Here is a 17,788-nt window from a genome sequence, read left to right as displayed (position 1 = left end):
GCATGGACATTGCTCTAGCATCCGGCCATGTCCTCGTTCGATCTCACGCTGATGTATTTGCTGGCCGCAGTGCTCGGCGTGGTGGTCTGCCGCTCGCTGAAACTGCCGCCGATGCTGGGCTATCTGTCGGCCGGCGTCCTGATCGGGCCGCATGCGCTGGCATTGGCGCAGAACTCCGAGGCCATCCGCCATCTCGGCGAATTCGGCGTGGTGTTCCTGATGTTCGTGATCGGGCTCGAATTCAGCCTGCCCAAGCTGCGCGCCATGCGCAAGCACGTGTTCGGCCTGGGCCTGCTGCAGGTGCTGCTGACCATGGCCATTGCCACCGCCGGGGCGCTCCTCATCGCCTCGCAGCTCCCGCCGGCCTGGCGGCTCGGATGGCAGACGGCGCTGGCGCTGTCGGGCGCCCTCACGATGAGCAGCACCGCGATCGTGGTCAAGCTGATGGCCGAGCGGCTCGAGCTCGAGAGCGAACACGGCAAGCGCGTGATGGGCGTGCTGCTGTTCCAGGACCTGGCGGTGGTGCCGCTGCTGGTGCTGATTCCCGCGCTGGGCGCGCCGCCCGAGACGCTGGCCAAGGCCATCGGCCTGGCGCTGGTGAAGGCCACGCTGCTGATCGGCGTGCTGCTCTACGGCGGCCCGCGCATCATGCGCTGGTGGCTCACGCTCGTTGCGCGGCGGCGCAGCGAGGAGCTCTTCATCCTGAACGTGCTGCTGGTCACGCTCGGCCTGGCCTGGCTCACCGACCTGGCCGGGCTGAGCCTGGCGCTGGGCGCCTTCATCGCCGGCATGCTGGTGTCGGAGACCGAATACAAGCACCAGGTCGAAACCGACATCCGCCCGTTCCACGACGTGCTGCTGGGCCTCTTCTTCATCACGGTGGGCATGTCGCTCGACTGGCACATCGTGGTGGAGCGCTGGGCGCTGGTGGCCGTGCTGCTGGTGCTGCCGCTGGCGTTCAAGCTGGCGCTGGTGACGGTGCTGGCACGGGTGCTGGGCGCCACCGCGGGCGTATCGCTGCGCACCGGCCTCTACCTGGCGCAGGCCGGCGAATTCGGCTTTGTGCTGCTGGCGCTGGCGCAGGAGCGCAGCCTCTTGCCGCCGTGGCTGGCCCACCCGGTGCTGGCCTCGATGGTGCTGTCGATGCTCGCCACGCCGTTCATCGTGATGTACACCAACGCCATCGTGCGCAAGCTGGTGGCAAGCGACTGGCTCCAGCAATCGCTGCAGATGACCAGCATCGCGCGCAAGACCATCAACACCGCCAAGCATGTGATCATCTGCGGCTACGGGCGCTGCGGCCAGAACCTGGCGCGCATCCTGGAGCGCGAAGGCATTCCCTACATGGCGCTGGACCTCGACCCCGACCGCGTGCGCCAGGCGGCTGCGGCGGGCGATTCGGTGGTGTTCGGCGACGCGGCGCGGCTGCAGGCGCTGATGGCGGCCGGCCTGGCCCGCGCCAGCGCCGTGGTCGTGACCTATCTCGACGTTCCGGGCGCCATGAAGGTGCTGGCCAACATCCGCTCCCACGCGCCGCAGGTGCCGGTGATCGTGCGCACGCAGGACGACCTCGACCTCGAGAAGCTGCAGGCGGCCGGTGCGACCGAGGTGGTGCCCGAGGCCATCGAGGGTTCGCTGATGCTCGCAAGCCATGCGCTGGCGCTGGTCGGCGTGCCCATGCGGCGCGTGATCCGCGTGGTGCAGGACCAGCGCGACGCGCGCTACAACCTGCTGCGCGGCTACTTCCACGGTGCGGACGACGACAACGCCGACGAGCTCGACCACGAGCGGCTCAACACCTTCACCCTCACCCCCGGCGCCCGCGCCGTCGGCCAGACCCTGGCGCGGATGGCGCTCGAAAGCCTGGGCGTGCGCGTCGCCAGCCTGCGCCGCCACGACGGCCAGAACCAGGTGTTCACCGACGACACCGTGCTGACCGACGGCGACACGCTCGTGCTGTGCGGCAAGCCCGCCGCCCTGGCCGTGGCCATAGAGCGCCTGCAAAAGGGCTGAGCCTCTCCGCCCGGAGCGCGTGAGCTCAGTTCATCAGCGAGGGATTGCGCTTTTCTTCCTCGATGCGCTGCTGCCGTCGCACGGCTTCGCACTGTGCATGCGGCTTGTATTCGGGCTTGAGGCACTGCGCGGCCATGCACTGGGCCTTCGCGATGAAGTTCCGGTCGCCACAGAGAGCCTGGGGATCGGCAGGCGCCGCCGGTGCCGGAGACGAAGGAGGCGCGGCGGCGGGAGCCGGTGCGGGCTCGGTCGCGCCAGGCTGCAAGGGCGCCGCTGGCGCCAGCTTGCGCGGCTTGGCCGTGGCGGATGGCGGCTTGGGATTGGCGGCGGCCGGCGCGACCGTCGCCGCAACCGATGCCGCAGCCTCCGCGGCGGGCGGCTCGGCGGCAGGAGGTTCTTCCGGCACCGCCGCAGCCGGCTCGGGCAGCAGGGCGGGCGCAGGGGCCGGCATGGGAGGCACCGCAGCCGGAGAAGTCTCTTCGGACGGCTTGCCGGTTCCGTAGCCGTACCAGCCGGCGGCGATCATGAGCAAGCCCACCGCCAGCAACGCTCCCCACAGCCACATGCCGCGGGAACGCGACGGCTTCTTCGGCGCGCCGGCGCCGGCGGGCCGCCGCGTCCTGGTCCCGGAGGAAGAAGAAGAGGAGGATTTCTTCCTCGCATGGCCATCCCGCTGCCGCAAAGGCAGCCGCTCGGAAGACCCCGGTGCGACGATGACGGTCTTGTCGTCGTCCAGCAGGCCCGCGCTCGCGGAAGAGGCAGCGGAAGCCGCGCAGGCGCCGGTTTCGAACAGCCCGCCCGGAATGGTGGGCGCACGCAGTTGCGCGGGCGCCGTGGCGGCCCACTCGCGCTCCGATCTGCTGCCGGGGGCCGGAGGCGGCGCCATCGGCGCGGGGGCCGCAGGCGCCAGCTTGCCGCCGCAGCCGCGGCAGAAATTGGCGCCCTCGCGGTTCTCCGCGCTGCACACCGGACAGATCAAGGCCATGACGACGGACTTCTAGGGAAAACGATTTCAGGAAAACTGGCGGCGAAGAGCCGTCGAGGCCAAATTCGAGGGGGCGAAGCGGCAGGCCGGTGCTCAGGTCACCGCGACGCGCTTGGACCGGTGGGCCATGCGCTTGGCGATCACCGCGCCGAGCCCCATGGCAATCTCCAGGGCCAGGTTGGGCTGCCGGTTCGACATTTCCGCGAAGCGGATCGCCGTGAGGCGCCACACGCGGCCCGCGCCGGTGACCACCACGTTGGCGGAGTGCGGCTGGCGCGAGAAGAAGGAGCCTTCGCCCACCACCGATCCAGGCATGAGCACGGCCAGCTTCATCTGCTCCTTGCTGCTCACGCGGTGCACGCTGATGGCGCCGCTCTCGAGGAAGTACACCGACCGGTCGTGCGTGCCCTGCTCGATGAGAACGTCGCCGACACCTGTCTCGATGGGCTGCAGGTAGCCCGCCAGCGTTTCCCACTGCTGTACGTTGAGCGTCAACGCGAAGGCGTCGCTGCTGCTGTTGTTGTCCGCGATTGCGCGGCTCAGGTTCTGGATGGACATGCTTTTCTCAACCCCCGCATCTGTGCCGGAGTATCCGCGAAGGGCGCGGCTTTCGACTACAACTCTTTACGTTTTTCGGGCGAGCTGTCGCTATTTGCCGATACAGAAGCGAGAAAAGATGACACCCAGCAAGTCGTCGGCGCCGAACTCGCCGGTGATTTCGTTCAGCGCGTTCTGCGCGAGGCGCAGTTCCTCGGCCAGCAGATCGAGCAGCTGCGCCTGCGCCGCCAGATGGCCCGCGGCCAGCGCCAGGTGGATCTCGACCTGGCCCAGCGCCTGCACATGGCGCGCCCGCGCCAGGTAGACGCCCTCGGGCACGGCCTGCCAGCCGGCCATGGCCAGCAGCTGTTCGCGCAGCGCCTCGATGCCGAGGCCGGTCTTGGCGGACAGGGCGATGCCTCGGGCCGCACCCACCGTATCCGGCATTGGCGCGGCGTCCTGCTTGTTCCAGACATCGAGCACCGGCACGCTCGCGGGCAGCTTCTGTTGCAGCCCGCGCAGGATCTCGGCGTCGGCGGCGGCATAGTCGGGCTGGCCGGCACGCGTCAGGTCGTGCAGGAACAGCACGGCATCGGCGCCCTCGATCTGGCCCCAGGCGCGGGCCACGCCGATCTGTTCGACCTCGTCGCTGCTTTCACGCAGGCCGGCCGTGTCCACCACGTGCAGCGGCACGCCGTGGATCTGGATGGTCTGCGACACCACGTCGCGCGTCGTGCCCGCCACCGCGCTCACGATGGCCAGCTCGGCGCCGGCCAGCGCGTTGAGCAGCGAGCTCTTGCCCGCGTTGGGCTGGCCTGCAATGACCACCTTGATGCCTTCGCGCAGCAGCGCGCCTTGTTTTGCGCGCTGCTGCACTGCCGCCAGCTGCATCTGCAGCTTCGCCAGTTGCCCGGCTGCATCGGCTTTTTGGAGAAAGTCGATTTCCTCTTCCGGAAAGTCGAGCGTCGCCTCGACCAGCATGCGCAGGTGGATCAGCGCATCGCGCAGCGCGTGGATCTCGCGCGAAAAGGCGCCCGAAAGCGACCGCCCGGCGCTGCGCGCGGCCGCCTCGGTGCTGGCGTCGATCAGGTCGGCAATGGCTTCGGCCTGGGCGAGGTCGATCTTGCCGTTGAGAAAGGCGCGCTGGCTGAACTCGCCCGGTTCGGCCACGCGCAGGCCGGGCAGGCGCGGCCGGCCGGTGACCGGGTCGGGCTCGGCGGCGGCTTCGAGGCAGCGCGCCAGCAGCAGCTGCAGCACGACCGTTCCGCCGTGGGCCTGCAGTTCGAGCACGTCTTCACCCGTGAACGAATGGGGCGAGGGAAAGCAGATGGCCAGGCCGTGGTCGACCGGTTCGCCGGCCGCATCGCGGAAAGGGAGATAGGTGGCTTCGCGGGGCTTCAGCGGCCGGCCGCAGAGCGCGTCGACCAACGGCGCGAGCCGGGCGCCAGACACCCGCACGATGCCCACCGCCCCGCGCCCCGAAGCGGTGGCGATGGCGACGATGGGATCGGTGGTGCGGGCGAAGGTCATGGAGGTGCGATTCTTTCAGCAAAAAGAAAAAGGGCCGCGCAGGCGGCCCTTTCTTGCGAGTGACGCAGGCAGCTGCGGCTTACTTGCCCAGCACGCCCAGCCGCTTGTTGATGAACCACTGCTGCGCGATCGACAGCACGTTGTTGGTGATCCAGTACAGCACCAGACCGGCCGGGAAGAAGATGAACATCACGCTGAACGCGAGCGGCATGATCCACATCAGCTTGGCCTGCATCGGATCGGGCGGCGTCGGGTTGAGCCAGGTCTGGAACAGCGAGGTGAGCGTCATCACGATCGGCAGGATGTACCAGGGGTCCGGTGCCGACAGGTCGGTGATCCAGCCGATCCACGGCGCGTGGCGCATTTCGACCGACGACAGCAGCACCCAGTAGAGGGCGATGAACACCGGGATCTGGATCACGATCGGGAAGCAGCCGCCCATCGGATTGACCTTCTCGGTCTTGTAGATCCGCATCATTTCCTGCTGCATTTCCTGCGGCTTGTCCTTCAGCCGCTCGCGCATTTCCATGATCTTGGGGTTGATGGCCTTCATCTTGGCCATGCTTGCGTAGGCCTTGGCGTTGAGCCAGTAGAAGGCGGCCTTCAGCAGCACCACCAGCGCCACGATGGCCCAGCCCCAGTTGCCCAGGATGCCGTGCAGCTGGTTCAGCAGCCAATAGAGCGGCTTGGAGATGATCGCGAAGATGCCGTAGTCCTTGACCAGGTCCAGGCCCGGCGCGATGGCTTCGAGCTTCTTTTCTTCCTCGGGGCCGGCGAACAAGGCGCTGTTGACCACCTGCGTCTGTCCCGGCGCGATCTTCGGCAGCGTCGCCACCATGGCGACGGTGTAGAGATTGTCGCCCAGGTCCTTCACGCGGAATTCGCGCTTGAGCTGTTCGCTGGCCGGGTCGCCCTTGAGCAGCCAGGCCGACACGAAGTAGTGCTGCACCATGGCAATCCAGCCATCGTTGGCGGGCGGGGGCGGCTGGACCTTGCCCTTGGCAATGTCCGAGAAGTCGAGCTTGTGGAACTTCTTCTCGTTGGTGTAGGCGGCCGGACCGGTGAAGGTGTTGGTGCCGAACATCGTGCCGGCGGCCACCGTGCCGTGGCGCAGCAGCTGCATGTAGAGCTGCGCATCGCGCGGCTGGTCGCTCACGTTGACGACCTCGTGGCGCACGCCGATGGTGTAGTCGCCGCGGTTGAAGATGTAGGTCTTGACGTACTTCAGGCCGCCGACCGGCGCGCTTTCGAAGCCCACCTCCAGCGTGTTCTGGCCTTCGGCCATTTCGCGCGGACCGGCTTTCGGCGCCATCGGCGTCAGGTGGTTGGGGAAGCGGTCGCCGGTATCGACGGGGTTCAGCAGGCCGGTCTGCGCCAGGTAGCGGGTGGCCGGCGAGGCATTCTCGAACAGCACGACATGCTTGGTGTGGTCGGCCTCGTCGTACTTGAGCAGTTCGAGGTAGTTGACCGTGGCGCCTTCGCTGTCGATCACCGCCTTGAACAGGTCGGTGGTCACGTTGACCTGCTCGCGCGGCGCCGCGGGCGCGGCCTGCGTGGGCACGGCGCCCGCGCTGCCGCTGGCGGCGGATGCGGTGGGCACGCCGTTGCCGGCGGCTGGCGTGGTGCCTGCCGGAGCGCTGGCCACGGCGGCCGGCTTGCTCGATGGCAGGAAGGTCGGCTTGTTGCCGTTGAAGACCTGCCATTGGTCCCACAGCAGCACCAGCGAGAAACCAAAAATCACCCACAGGATCGTGCGGCGGATATCGTTCATGACGAAGACTTCTTGTCGGAGGAGAGGAGAGACGAAAACAGTGAGCCTGACTTGTCAGTACGACACTGTGATGCCGGTGGAACCGGATCGTGCCCGCCCTGGCACCAGGGCTGGCAGCGTGCGATGCGGTGCAAGGTGAGACAGCTGCCCTTGAGCGCACCGTGCACTTCCAGCGCCTCGATCGAATACACGGAGCAGGTCGGCGTGAAGCGGCACGACTGGCCGAGCCAGGGGCTCAGCAGCAGGCGGTAGCCCTTCACGAGGCCGATCAGCAGGCGTTTCATGAGGAGGAGGGAGAGGAGGAAGCAGAGGGGGGCACGGCCGGCGGCACCGGCGCACGCGCGGCGCGCGCCAGCAACTGCTGGAGTTCGGCCCGAACGGCAGCCTTGAGCTTGTCCGAGGAGGCGCTCACGAATTCCTTGCGGTCGAAACCCGCGCGCAGCCGCACCACGTGCGCAGCACGCGGCAGGCCGGCGTCGGGCGCGGCGCTCACGGTGTAGATCTGGCGCTTGATGGCATTGCGCGTGACCGCGCGGCGCGCCCAGCGCTTGGGCACCATGGCGCCCAGCCAGACATCGTCGGACGCGAACAACGGCTGTGCGCTCGACGAAAGATCGAGCGCACAGCGATGCAATGCGAAATGAGCAGTGCGCGCCACGGTGGCACCTGCGAGGACGGCCTGGAATTGCGCGCGGGTCTTGAGCCGCTGCATGGAAGCCGAGTCGCGTCCGCCGTTACGGGTCGGGCCAGAAGCGCTGGCTGCAGGAGCTGGCGCTGGCGGTTCGGCTGCTGGCAACGGCAGGCGGGCTGCCGTCAGACGGCCAGGCGCTTGCGGCCCTTGGCGCGGCGTGCGTTGATGACGGCACGGCCGCCGCGGGTCTTCATGCGGACCAGAAAGCCGTGGGTACGGGCGCGGCGGACTTTGGATGCTTGGTATGTGCGTTTCATGATGGTTCCTGATTCCCTGTTTCCGCAGGCGAAAAAGCCGCGGGCGCCGGAGAGCGTGTTTCGGATTGGCCCCCGAAAGACGCAATGAGGTTTTCAGGGAAACCCGCAATTATCGCAAACATTCGGGCCCCGAACAATCTTCGACTGGATTTGCGGGCCTTTCGCCGCCGCGGGCAGCGTGTGGATAAGGTTTTGACAAGTTAGAATGCGAAGCGCCTTCAGCAGAGAATATCCACAATACATATACCAAAAAATGCCCGAGGGTTTCACCATTTTTTCAAGCGCCCATGTCCACTGACGGCATCGGCGAAAGCCTCTGGCAAGCCTGCGTCGACCAGCTCGCGCAGGAGCTGTCCGAGCAGCAGTTCAACACCTGGATCAAGCCCCTGACAGCGCAGGTCGCGGACGACCTTTCGCGCATGACGGTGTTCGTTGCCAACCGCTTCAAGCTCGACTGGATCCGGGCCCAGTACGCAGGCAAGATTGCCGCCATGGCCGAGAAGATGTACGGTCAGCCGGTGGCGGTTGAGTTAGCACTTGCTCCGCGGGAAGCGCCCGTGCGTTCTGCCCCGGTTGCCGTGCTGGCCGAAACCGACGTGCCGCGGGACGTGGCCGGCCCGGGCGAGGAGCCTGCCAACGCCGGCTTCAAGAACCGGCTGAATTCAGGCCTCACTTTCGACACGCTGGTGGAGGGCACGGCCAACCGCATGGCGCGCGCCGCCGCCATGCACGTGGCCGGCATGCCGGGCCACCTGTACAACCCGCTGTTCATCTACGGCGGCGTCGGCCTGGGCAAGACCCACCTGATGCACGCGGTGGGCAACCGGCTCCTGGCCGACCGCCCGGATTCCAAAGTTCTCTACATCCATGCCGAGCAGTTCGTCTCGGATGTGGTCAAGGCCTACCAGCGCAAGACTTTCGACGAGTTCAAGGAGCGCTACCACTCGCTCGACCTGCTGCTGATCGACGATGTGCAGTTCTTCGCCAACAAGGACCGCACGCAGGAAGAATTCTTCAATGCGTTCGAGGCCCTGCTGGCCAAGAAATCGCACATCGTGATGACCAGCGACACCTACCCGAAGGGCCTGGCCGACATCCACGAGCGGCTGGTCTCGCGCTTCGATTCGGGCCTGACGGTGGCGATCGAGCCGCCCGAGCTCGAAATGCGCGTGGCCATCCTGATCAACAAGGCGCGCGCCGAATCGGCCGAGATGCCCGAGGAAGTGGCCTTCTTCGTCGCCAAGAACGTGCGCTCCAACGTGCGCGAGCTCGAAGGGGCGCTGCGCAAGATCCTGGCCTACTCGCGCTTCAACCAGAAGGAGATCTCGATCGCCCTGGCGCGCGAGGCGCTGCGCGACCTGCTGTCGATCCAGAATCGGCAGATCTCGGTCGAAAATATCCAGAAGACGGTGGCCGACTACTACAAGATCAAGGTCGCCGACATGTACAGCAAGAAGCGCCCGGCCAGCATTGCGCGGCCGCGGCAGATCGCGATGTACCTGGCCAAGGAGCTCACGCAGAAGAGCCTGCCCGAAATCGGCGAGCTGTTCGGCGGGCGCGACCACACGACGGTGCTGCACGCGGTGCGCAAGATCTCGGGCGAGCGCCAGCAGCTCACCGAGCTCAACCAGCAGCTGCACGTGCTCGAGCAGACGCTCAAGGGCTGATCCCGGATGTCATCAGGCATGCCCCTCGCAACAGCGGAGAATGGCGTCTCACTGGCGGATTCAAAGAGATAAGAGAAGAGGAAGAAGACATGATCGTTTTGAAGGCAACCCAAGACAAGGTCCTCGCCGCGCTGCAGTCGGTGGCAGGCATCGTGGAACGGCGCCATACGCTGCCGATCCTGGCCAACGTGCTGATCCGCAAGACCGGCGGCCAGCTGCAGCTGACCACCAGCGACCTCGAGATCCAGATCCGCACCACGGCCGAACTCGGCGGCGATGAAGGCAACTTCACCACCACCATCGGCGCACGCAAGCTGATCGACATCCTTCGCACCATGCCGGCCGACCAGACCGTGAGCCTCGAATCGAGCGCGAGCAAGCTGGTGCTCAAGGGCGGCAAGAGCCGCTTCACGCTGCAGTCGCTGCCGGCCGAGGACTTTCCGCTGGTGCAGGAAGCCGCCAACTTCGGCCCGGTGTTCAGCGTGCCCCAAAAGACGCTGAAGGACCTGCTCTCGCAGGTTTCGTTCGCGATGGCCGTGCACGACATCCGCTACTACCTGAACGGCATCCTGTTCGTGGCCGAAGGCAAGCAGCTGAGCCTGGTGGCCACCGACGGCCACCGCCTGGCGTTCTCGTCGGCCACGCTCGACGTCGAGGTGCCGCGCCAGGAAGTCATTCTTCCGCGCAAGACCGTGCTCGAGATGCAGCGCCTGCTGTCGGACGCCGAGGGCGCCATCGAGATGCAGTTTGCGAACAACCAGGCCAAGTTCAGCTTTGGCGGCATGGAGTTCGTCACCAAGCTGGTCGAGGGCAAGTTCCCCGACTACAACCGCGTGATTCCCAAGAACCACAAGAACAGCGTCACGCTGGGCCGCGCGCCGCTTCTGGCCAGCCTGCAGCGCACAGCCATCCTGACGAGCGAGAAGTTCAAGGGCGTGCGCCTGAACATCGAGCCCGGCACGCTGCGCATCGCATCGAACAACGCCGAGCAGGAAGAGGCGCAGGACGAACTCGACATCGACTACGGCGGCGACGCCATCGAGATCGGCTTCAACGTGACCTACCTGATCGACGCGCTGTCCAACATGGGCCAGGACATGGTGAAGCTCGACCTGGCCGACTCCAACAGTTCGGCCCTGTTGACCATCCCCGAGAACGCATCCTTCAAGTACGTCGTGATGCCGATGCGAATCTAGAAGCCAGAAAACACAGCGCCTTGCGCAGACAGCCCGCGGCCCTCCGCGGGTTTGCGCTTTCAAGAGGCAGGAAAAACCGGCTCCGAGAGCCCGAGAAATCCCGTGAATGCCGTGAGAGATAGAGGAATATCCGAATGAGTGCAGAAGAGAACAAGCCCGAAGTACCCCACACCGAGCCGGTCTACACGCCCGAAATCGAGAGTGCGGTACCGATCGAGATCACGCCCGCCGACACCAGCTACGGCGAAGGCTCGATCACGATCCTCGAAGGGCTCGAGGCGGTGCGCAAGCGCCCCGGCATGTACATCGGCGACACCTCCGACGGCACGGGCCTGCACCACCTGGTGTTCGAGGTGGTCGACAACTCCATCGACGAGGCGCTGGCCGGCCATTGCGACGACATCGTCGTCACCATCCACACCGACAACTCGATCTCGGTCACCGACAACGGCCGCGGCATTCCCACGGGCGTGAAGATGGACGACAAGCACGAGCCCAAGCGCTCGGCTTCCGAAATCGCGCTCACCGAGCTGCACGCGGGCGGCAAGTTCAACCAGAACAGCTACAAGGTGTCGGGCGGCCTGCACGGCGTGGGCGTGAGCTGCGTGAACGCGCTGAGCGTGATGCTGCGCCTGGTGGTGCGGCGCGAAGGCAAGATCCACGAGCTCGAATTCAGCCGCGGCTTCGTGCAGAACCGCCTGCTCGAGATCGTGAACGGCGTCGAGGTGTCGCCGATGCGGATCATCGGGGAAACCGACAAGCGCGGCACCGAAGTCCACTTCCTGCCCGACACCGAGATCTTCAAGGAGAACGCCGATTTCCACTACGAAATCCTCTCCAAGCGCCTGCGCGAGCTGAGCTTTTTGAACAACGGCGTGCGCATCCGCCTGAAGGACGAGCGCAGCGGCAAGGAAGACGACTTCTCGGGCGCCGGCGGCGTCAAGGGCTTTGTCGACTTCATCAACAAGGGCAAGACCGTCCTGCACCCCAACGTGTTCTACGCGATGGGCGAGAAGCCGGCCGACACCTACGGCGGCATCCCGGGCACGCACATCGGCGTCGAGGTGGCGATGCAGTGGAACAGCGGCTACAACGAGCAGGTGCTGTGCTTCACCAACAACATCCCGCAGCGTGACGGCGGCACCCACCTCACGGGCCTGCGCGCCGCGATGACCCGCGTCATCAACAAGTACATCGAAGAAAACGAGTTCGCCAAGAAGGCCAAGGTCGAAGTCACCGGCGACGACATGCGCGAAGGCCTGTGCTGCGTGCTGAGCGTGAAGGTGCCCGAGCCCAAGTTCTCGAGCCAGACCAAGGACAAGCTGGTGTCCAGCGAAGTGCGCGCGCCGGTGGAAGACATCGTCGGGCGCCTCTTGACCGACTACCTGCAGGAGCGCCCGAACGACGCCAAGATCATCTGCGGCAAGATCGTCGAGGCCGCCCGCGCCCGCGAAGCCGCGCGCAAGGCCCGCGAAATGACGCGCCGCAAGGGTGTGCTCGACGGCATGGGCCTGCCCGGCAAGCTGGCCGACTGCCAGGAAAAGGACCCGGCGCTGTGCGAGGTCTACCTGGTGGAGGGCGACTCCGCCGGCGGCTCCGCCAAGCAGGGCCGCGACCGGAAGTTCCAGGCCATCCTGCCGCTGCGCGGCAAGATCCTGAACGTGGAAAAGGCGCGCTACGAGAAGCTGCTCACCAGCAACGAAATCCTCACCATGATCACGGCGCTGGGCACCGGCATCGGCCGCGCCGGCGCCACCAGCGCGGGCGGCGGGGCGGACGACTTCAACGTCGCCAAGCTGCGCTACCACCGCATCATCATCATGACCGACGCCGACGTCGACGGCGCCCACATCCGCACGCTGCTGCTCACCTTCTTCTACCGGCAGATGCCGGAGCTGGTCGAGCGCGGCCACATCTACATCGCGCAGCCGCCGCTGTACAAGGTGAAGGTCGGCAAGGAAGAGCAGTACCTGAAGGACGGCCCCGCGCTGGACGCCTTCCTGCTCAAGGTGGCGCTGAAGGACGCGAGCATCGAGACCGGCGGCCCCAACTCGACCACCCTCGCCGGCGACACGCTGGCCGAGCTCGCGCGCAAGCACCAGCTGGCCGAGGCCGTGATCGCGCGGCTGCGCAACTTCATGGATGCCGAAGCCCTGCGCGCCATTGCCGACGGCGTGGCGCTCGACCTCGACACCACGCCCGCGGCCGAAGCCTCGGCCGTGGCGCTGCAGGCCAAGCTGCGCGAGCTCAACACCACCGGCGTGCCGGCCGAGGTGAGCAGCGAGTTCGACGCCCGCACCGACAAGCCGCTCTTGCGCATCAGCCGCCGCCATCACGGCAACGTCAAGAGCAGCGTGCTCACGCAGGACTTCGTGCACGGCGCCGACTACGCCGCACTCGCCGAAGCCGCCAACACCTTCCGCAACCTCTTGAGCAGCGAGGGCGCCACCGTCCGCCGCGGCGAAGGCGAGCGCGCCAAGGAAGAAAAGGTGGCCGACTTCCGCATCGCGATGAAGTGGCTCATCGGCCAGGCCGAAAACGCCACTTCGCGCCAGCGCTACAAGGGCCTGGGCGAAATGAACCCCGCGCAGCTGTGGGAAACCACCATGGACCCGACCGTGCGCCGCCTGCTGCGCGTGCAGATCGACGACGCCATCGAAGCCGACCGCGTGTTCACGATGCTGATGGGCGACGAGGTCGAACCGCGCCGCGAGTTCATCGAGCAGAACGCGCTGCGGGCGGCGAATATCGACGTGTAAATTTGCAGAGCCGGGACTGCCGGCAGGGATGACTGACGACGGTCATCAAGAAAAGGGCCTTTGGGCCCTTTTTTTTTGGCAGTACTTTCACCAATCGGCCTCCGTTGTCAGGCGAAAGTCAGGAGTCCGATCCAGAATTGAATTCCAAAGTATTACTTCTGCTCGCGGACTCCGCCTGAACCTCGTTTCAGGGGAAGGAGCCCAAAAGCGATCCGGAGGATGCGATGTGCGTCGCCAACATGAATTCCATCGGGGCTTCGGAAACGATGTATCGGGTGTGGACGGACGACCCTGGCGGCTTCTCTACCCAGAGGATCACGCCGATGCACCACAACTTCCACGAGCATCCCCTGTTTCAGGTGCCTGAACTCGTGAAGCTCGGGATGGACCTCTCGAAGCTGGACCAATGCAGGTTCATGGACCCGAAAAGGACGGTCGCGTCCAGGCTCGCGCACGACAGCCGGCCTCCTGACGGACGCAGCATCGAGGAATTCTTCCAACGCATGGAGGAGCCGGGTTCTTCGGTGGCCTTCTACAACATTGAAGTCATCCCCCGCTACCAGGCCCTGCTGATGTTGGTGGTGAATTCGATGCGCTCCTTGGTCGAGCGCGAGCAACCGGACATCTTCAGGGTGAACGGATTCGTCTTCTTCGCTGCGCCGCCTTCCGTCACGCCCTTTCACATCGATCGCGAGAACAACTTCTGGCTGCAGCTGCATGGACACAAGATCCTCAACGTCTGGGATCACCGCGATCGCAGCATCGTGCCAGCCGAAGCCGTGGAGGATTTCATCGTCACGCAGTCACTCGGGAAAGTGCACTTCAATGAAGCGTTCTTGTCGCGCGGGCTGGAGTTCGATGCACAGCCGGGGGATGCCGTCTACTTCCCGAGCACCTCGCCCCACATGACGAGGTCCGAGGTTGGCCGCGCCGCCCCTGGCGATCGCCTTTCGATCTCGATCGGGGTGACCTTCTACACCGCCGCCACGCGCGAGGTGGCCCGCATTCACCAAGTGAACCGGCTGATGCGCAAGTGCGGGCTGTCTCCCTCGTATCCGAGGGAATCGCCGACGGCGGACGCTGTCAAATCAGCCGTCGGCGGCCTGGTTGGCGCCGGCCGGGCCCGGCTTGGCGCAGCGCGCGCCCGGTTCATCTGCATGACCTCGGCGCGACGCTTCAAACACACGCCGCCGCCGGGCTCCTACTGAAAAACGAATCTGCGAAACCTCTCCGATCCTGACGGTTTCGGAGACCGGCGCCAAGCCTGACGGCCCCGGGACTCAGATCGACCGGTGCACGCGAACGCCGTTCCTGCCGCCCCGGCCTCGCTGCATCATCCGCGCGACGCGCGCCAACCCGCCGGTCCCGCTCGCCGCGCGGCCAACCAGCGCACCGCCGGCGGCTCCCGCCAACAGGCGGCGTCCCAGCGAGCGGCTGCGCCCCGCCGTCAGCAAGAGCAGGAGGCCCGTGCCCAGAACAGCGAGATGCTCGCCCGGGAAACCTGGCCGCCGTGCGTCCTTCTGCTTGATTGCCTCGATCCTGGATCCAATGGTCATTTGAAGCTCCTTTCTGCTGTACGAACTTTCTTCATAACCAGCGATGCAATGCACCTCTGTAGGCGCCGATGACGTGCATCGCGTCGAATCGGGCCCACAGCGCGGCCTCTCAGGGTTTTCATAGGGAGGAGCTTTCAAAAGGGCGCCGACGCCCGTCACACACCTGTCATCAGCTATTAAAACAATAGCGTTCAATACGTCCCCGAGGATCCTTCCTCGTAAACGCTATATCTAGCCCGACTCTTGCTAAGCAAAATCCTCGACGGATTTCACGTCACCCCATGATCGAGGACATCGAAGCAATGAACCTTATGCGTCTGCGGCAGCCGATGGCTGCACTGGTACTGGGCGGCACAGCAGCATTCTTCGGGGCGATGACATCGGCCCATGCGTTCTCGAACCCGCCCATCCAGATGGCGCAGGGCGTCGAATACATGTGCGGCGGCACGAACAAGGCCGAGGCGGCCTTCATGCAGATGGTCTCGCCGCGCTGGGCGGCCACCATCGAATTCGGCATCAACGACAGCGCGCAGCGCGGCAATTTCCCGGTGCGCGCAGCGGTCCAGGTGCGCGAGAAGTACACGGGCCGCCCCGTGATGGAGGCGCAGTCGCAGGGCCCCTACATGCTCGCGCGGCTGGATCCGGGCGCCTACGACGTGAACGTGACGCTCGGCGGCCTCACGATCACGCAGACGCTGACGGTGATTGCGGGCGTGCCGGCCCGGGCGGTGTTCATGTGGCCGTCGAACTTCGACATGGCCTCGGTGATGCCGCCGATGCCGCAGGCGCTCGCGCAGTCCTCCGCGGCGCGCTGAGCTTCCCCGTCCTTTCTTCTTTTCCCGGCTCGGCCGGGCCTGGCCCTTTCCGTTAAGCCTTGCCTAAGCCGTGCGCCGCACAGTGGCGCCGTGGCCCTCCCCGGCCACGCAGACAAGCAAGCAAGAAAGGACCAGACCATGACCCCCCGGATTTCATCGCAGACGCGGCCCCTGGCGGCCGCCATGCTGTGCGGCGCCGTTCTTCTCGCGGCGCTTTCCTCTTCGGCGCATGCGGCGTTCAACCCGCCGATCCGCATGGCGCACGGCATCGAATACATGAGCGGCGGCATCGGCAGCGACGAGGCCAAGCTGATGGAGACGGTGGCGCCGCGCTGGCCTGCCACCTTCGAATTCGCGATCAAGGACCACAAGGGCGCCGAGTTCGCATCCGACGTGCGCGTGACCGTGCGCGACAGCCATGGCGCCGTGCTGCTCGACAACGTGGAGTCGGCCGGCCCGTTCATGGTGGCGCGACTCGACCCCGGCACCTATGAAGTGGAGGCTCGCTTGCGTGGAAACACGCTTAAGCAAACGCTGCAGCTCAGGCCGGGCACGCCCGCACGGGTGGCATTCCTGTGGCCGGCGGGCACCGATATGGCTTCTGCCGGCACGCGCGCGGTGCAGTAGGCTGCGAGTCACAATCTCGAGAAGGGCCGCCGGGCCTTCGGCTTTTCTGTCGGCGTCGCTCGCGGCGCCTGCTATCCGGTAGCCCGGCGCTATAGAAAAAATAGCGAGAGGCCGATCGCAGGCCACCTTGAATGCGCGGCATGCGCCTTGCAGATGCCGTATCCCGGGCAACGCCCGTTCCCATTGCCCCCATGCCGATACGTTCCCTGAGCGTGCTCACCGCGCTCCTGCATGCCTACATTGCGCTGCGCCTGCTGCCCGCGCTGGCCATGCTCACGCCGGCCTGGCCGCTCGCCCTGGCCGCGCTCGCCATCTCGGCTCTCACGATCCCGCTGCCCTTTGTCTCGCGCGGCAGGGAGCGCGGCGCCTCGGCGGGCGAATTGCTCCAATGGACGGGGCTCATCAGCATGGGCTGGTTCTCCTCGCTGTTCGTGGCGACGCTGCTGCGCGATGCGGGCCTGCTGCTCGCCTGGCTGGCGAGCGTGCTGTTCGGCGCACCGGTGCCCTGGCATGCCGTGCTGCCATGGAGCGCGATGGCCGTGCTGGTGCTGGCCACGCTGGTGTCGATGGTGGGTTTTCTCAATGCCCGCCGCACGGCGGACGTGAAGCGCGTGGAGGTTCCGATCCGCGGACTGCCGGCGGCGCTCGAGGGCTTCACGATCGCGCAGCTCAGCGACATCCACGTCGGCCCCACGATCCGCAGCGCCTACATCCAGCGCATCGTCGATGCGGTGAACCGGCTCGGCGCCGATGCCATCGCGATCACCGGCGACCTGGTGGACGGCAGCGTGGCCGAGCTGCGCGAGCACATCGCGCCGCTGGCCGGCCTGCGTGCGCGCCACGGTACTTTCGTGGTCACCGGCAATCACGAGTATTACGCCGGTGCGCACGCGTGGATCGACGAGCTGCGCAGGCTGGGCCTGAAGGTGCTGCTCAATGAGCATGTGGTGCTGCAGACGCGCAACGTGCGGGGCGCCCAGAACGACGAAGAGCTGTTCGAGAGCCAGCTGGTGCTGGCGGGCGTGACCGACTACACGGCCGGCCATTTCGACGCCGCGCATGCCAGCGATCCGCACCTGGCGCTGTTCGACGCGCCGCCGCTGGTGCACACGCGGGTGCTGCTAGCGCACCAGCCGCGCAGCGCGACGCTGGCGGCCCAGGCCGGCTACCAGCTGCAGCTGTCGGGCCACACGCACGGCGGCCAGTTCTTTCCGTGGAACCTGTTCGTGCCGATGCAGCAGCCCTTCACCGCCGGCCTGCACCGGCTGCACGACATGTGGGTCTACGTGAGCCGCGGCACGGGTTACTGGGGGCCGCCGAAGCGCTTTGGCGCGCCGTCCGAAATCACGCTGCTGACCCTGGTCGTGGCGCGCGGGTGACGCGC

16 protein-coding genes are annotated in these 17,788 nt (G+C 66.3%); 8 read left to right on the top strand and 8 right to left on the bottom strand.

Going from position 1 to position 17,788, the window contains the following annotated elements; all coding sequences use genetic code 11:
- Positions 1–27 precede the first annotated feature (27 nt).
- Positions 28–2,013 (top strand): monovalent cation:proton antiporter family protein, encoded by a 1,986-nt coding sequence (locus EJO66_RS12020; RefSeq protein ID WP_124959240.1) that lies wholly within the window; start codon positions 28–30, stop codon positions 2,011–2,013.
- A gap of 25 nt (positions 2,014–2,038) precedes the next feature.
- Here EJO66_RS12020 and EJO66_RS12015 read toward each other — a convergent pair whose 3' ends face one another.
- From EJO66_RS12015 to rpmH, 7 genes are all read right to left on the bottom strand, one after another.
- Entirely contained in the window at positions 2,039–2,998 is a 960-nt protein-coding gene (locus tag EJO66_RS12015) for a zinc ribbon domain-containing protein (RefSeq protein ID WP_125965343.1), read from the bottom strand.
- A 93-nt stretch (positions 2,999–3,091) separates the two neighbouring features.
- Positions 3,092–3,556 (bottom strand): Crp/Fnr family transcriptional regulator, encoded by a 465-nt coding sequence (locus EJO66_RS12010; RefSeq protein ID WP_124959242.1) that lies wholly within the window; start codon positions 3,554–3,556, stop codon positions 3,092–3,094.
- A gap of 90 nt (positions 3,557–3,646) precedes the next feature.
- On the bottom strand, positions 3,647–5,065 hold the full coding sequence (gene mnmE / locus EJO66_RS12005; RefSeq protein WP_125965342.1) for a tRNA uridine-5-carboxymethylaminomethyl(34) synthesis GTPase MnmE: 1,419 nt from the start codon (positions 5,063–5,065) through the stop codon (positions 3,647–3,649).
- A gap of 79 nt (positions 5,066–5,144) precedes the next feature.
- A complete protein-coding gene (yidC, locus tag EJO66_RS12000; RefSeq protein ID WP_124960365.1) occupies positions 5,145–6,836 on the bottom strand; it encodes a membrane protein insertase YidC in 1,692 nt (563 codons plus the stop codon).
- Entirely contained in the window at positions 6,833–7,120 is a 288-nt protein-coding gene (gene yidD / locus EJO66_RS11995; protein ID WP_124960364.1) for a membrane protein insertion efficiency factor YidD, read from the bottom strand. The genes yidC and yidD overlap by 4 nt, the downstream gene beginning before the upstream one ends.
- A complete protein-coding gene (locus tag EJO66_RS11990; RefSeq protein WP_124960363.1) occupies positions 7,117–7,548 on the bottom strand; it encodes a ribonuclease P protein component in 432 nt (143 codons plus the stop codon). The genes yidD and EJO66_RS11990 overlap by 4 nt, the downstream gene beginning before the upstream one ends.
- Before the next feature lie 101 nt (positions 7,549–7,649).
- Positions 7,650–7,784 (bottom strand): 50S ribosomal protein L34, encoded by a 135-nt coding sequence (rpmH, locus tag EJO66_RS11985; protein ID WP_007834827.1) that lies wholly within the window; start codon positions 7,782–7,784, stop codon positions 7,650–7,652.
- 287 nt (positions 7,785–8,071) lie between these two features.
- Between rpmH and dnaA the strand changes: the two genes are divergently transcribed.
- The 4 genes from dnaA (at position 8,072) to EJO66_RS11965 (ending at position 14,614) form a co-directional block, all read left to right on the top strand.
- Positions 8,072–9,451, top strand: coding sequence for a chromosomal replication initiator protein DnaA (dnaA, locus tag EJO66_RS11980; RefSeq protein ID WP_012745166.1), 1,380 nt, complete (start codon positions 8,072–8,074; stop codon positions 9,449–9,451).
- Between the two features lie 89 nt (positions 9,452–9,540).
- Positions 9,541–10,647, top strand: coding sequence for a DNA polymerase III subunit beta (gene dnaN, locus EJO66_RS11975; protein ID WP_124960362.1), 1,107 nt, complete (start codon positions 9,541–9,543; stop codon positions 10,645–10,647).
- Between the two features lie 134 nt (positions 10,648–10,781).
- Positions 10,782–13,406 (top strand): DNA topoisomerase (ATP-hydrolyzing) subunit B, encoded by a 2,625-nt coding sequence (gene gyrB / locus EJO66_RS11970; RefSeq protein ID WP_125965341.1) that lies wholly within the window; start codon positions 10,782–10,784, stop codon positions 13,404–13,406.
- A gap of 224 nt (positions 13,407–13,630) precedes the next feature.
- Positions 13,631–14,614, top strand: a complete 984-nt coding sequence (locus EJO66_RS11965; RefSeq protein WP_124960360.1) for a JmjC domain-containing protein — start codon at positions 13,631–13,633, stop codon at positions 14,612–14,614.
- A 72-nt stretch (positions 14,615–14,686) separates the two neighbouring features.
- Here EJO66_RS11965 and EJO66_RS11960 read toward each other — a convergent pair whose 3' ends face one another.
- Positions 14,687–14,962, bottom strand: coding sequence for a hypothetical protein (locus tag EJO66_RS11960; protein WP_124960359.1), 276 nt, complete (start codon positions 14,960–14,962; stop codon positions 14,687–14,689).
- Positions 14,963–15,264: 302 nt separating this feature from the next.
- Between EJO66_RS11960 and EJO66_RS11955 the strand changes: the two genes are divergently transcribed.
- The 3 genes from EJO66_RS11955 (at position 15,265) to EJO66_RS11945 (ending at position 17,783) form a co-directional block, all read left to right on the top strand.
- Positions 15,265–15,777, top strand: coding sequence for a hypothetical protein (locus EJO66_RS11955; protein WP_124960358.1), 513 nt, complete (start codon positions 15,265–15,267; stop codon positions 15,775–15,777).
- Positions 15,778–15,915: 138 nt separating this feature from the next.
- Positions 15,916–16,404, top strand: coding sequence for a hypothetical protein (locus tag EJO66_RS11950; RefSeq protein WP_124960357.1), 489 nt, complete (start codon positions 15,916–15,918; stop codon positions 16,402–16,404).
- A 131-nt stretch (positions 16,405–16,535) separates the two neighbouring features.
- On the top strand, positions 16,536–17,783 hold the full coding sequence (locus EJO66_RS11945; protein ID WP_124960356.1) for a metallophosphoesterase: 1,248 nt from the start codon (positions 16,536–16,538) through the stop codon (positions 17,781–17,783).
- The last annotated feature ends 5 nt before the right edge of the window (positions 17,784–17,788 follow it).

It is taken from the genome of Variovorax beijingensis (assembly GCF_003951285.1).
GTDB classification, from domain to species: domain Bacteria; phylum Pseudomonadota; class Gammaproteobacteria; order Burkholderiales; family Burkholderiaceae_C; genus Variovorax; species Variovorax beijingensis.
The sequence above is the reverse complement of the archived record's forward strand: the minus strand, read 5'-3'. Positions and strand labels throughout refer to the sequence as shown.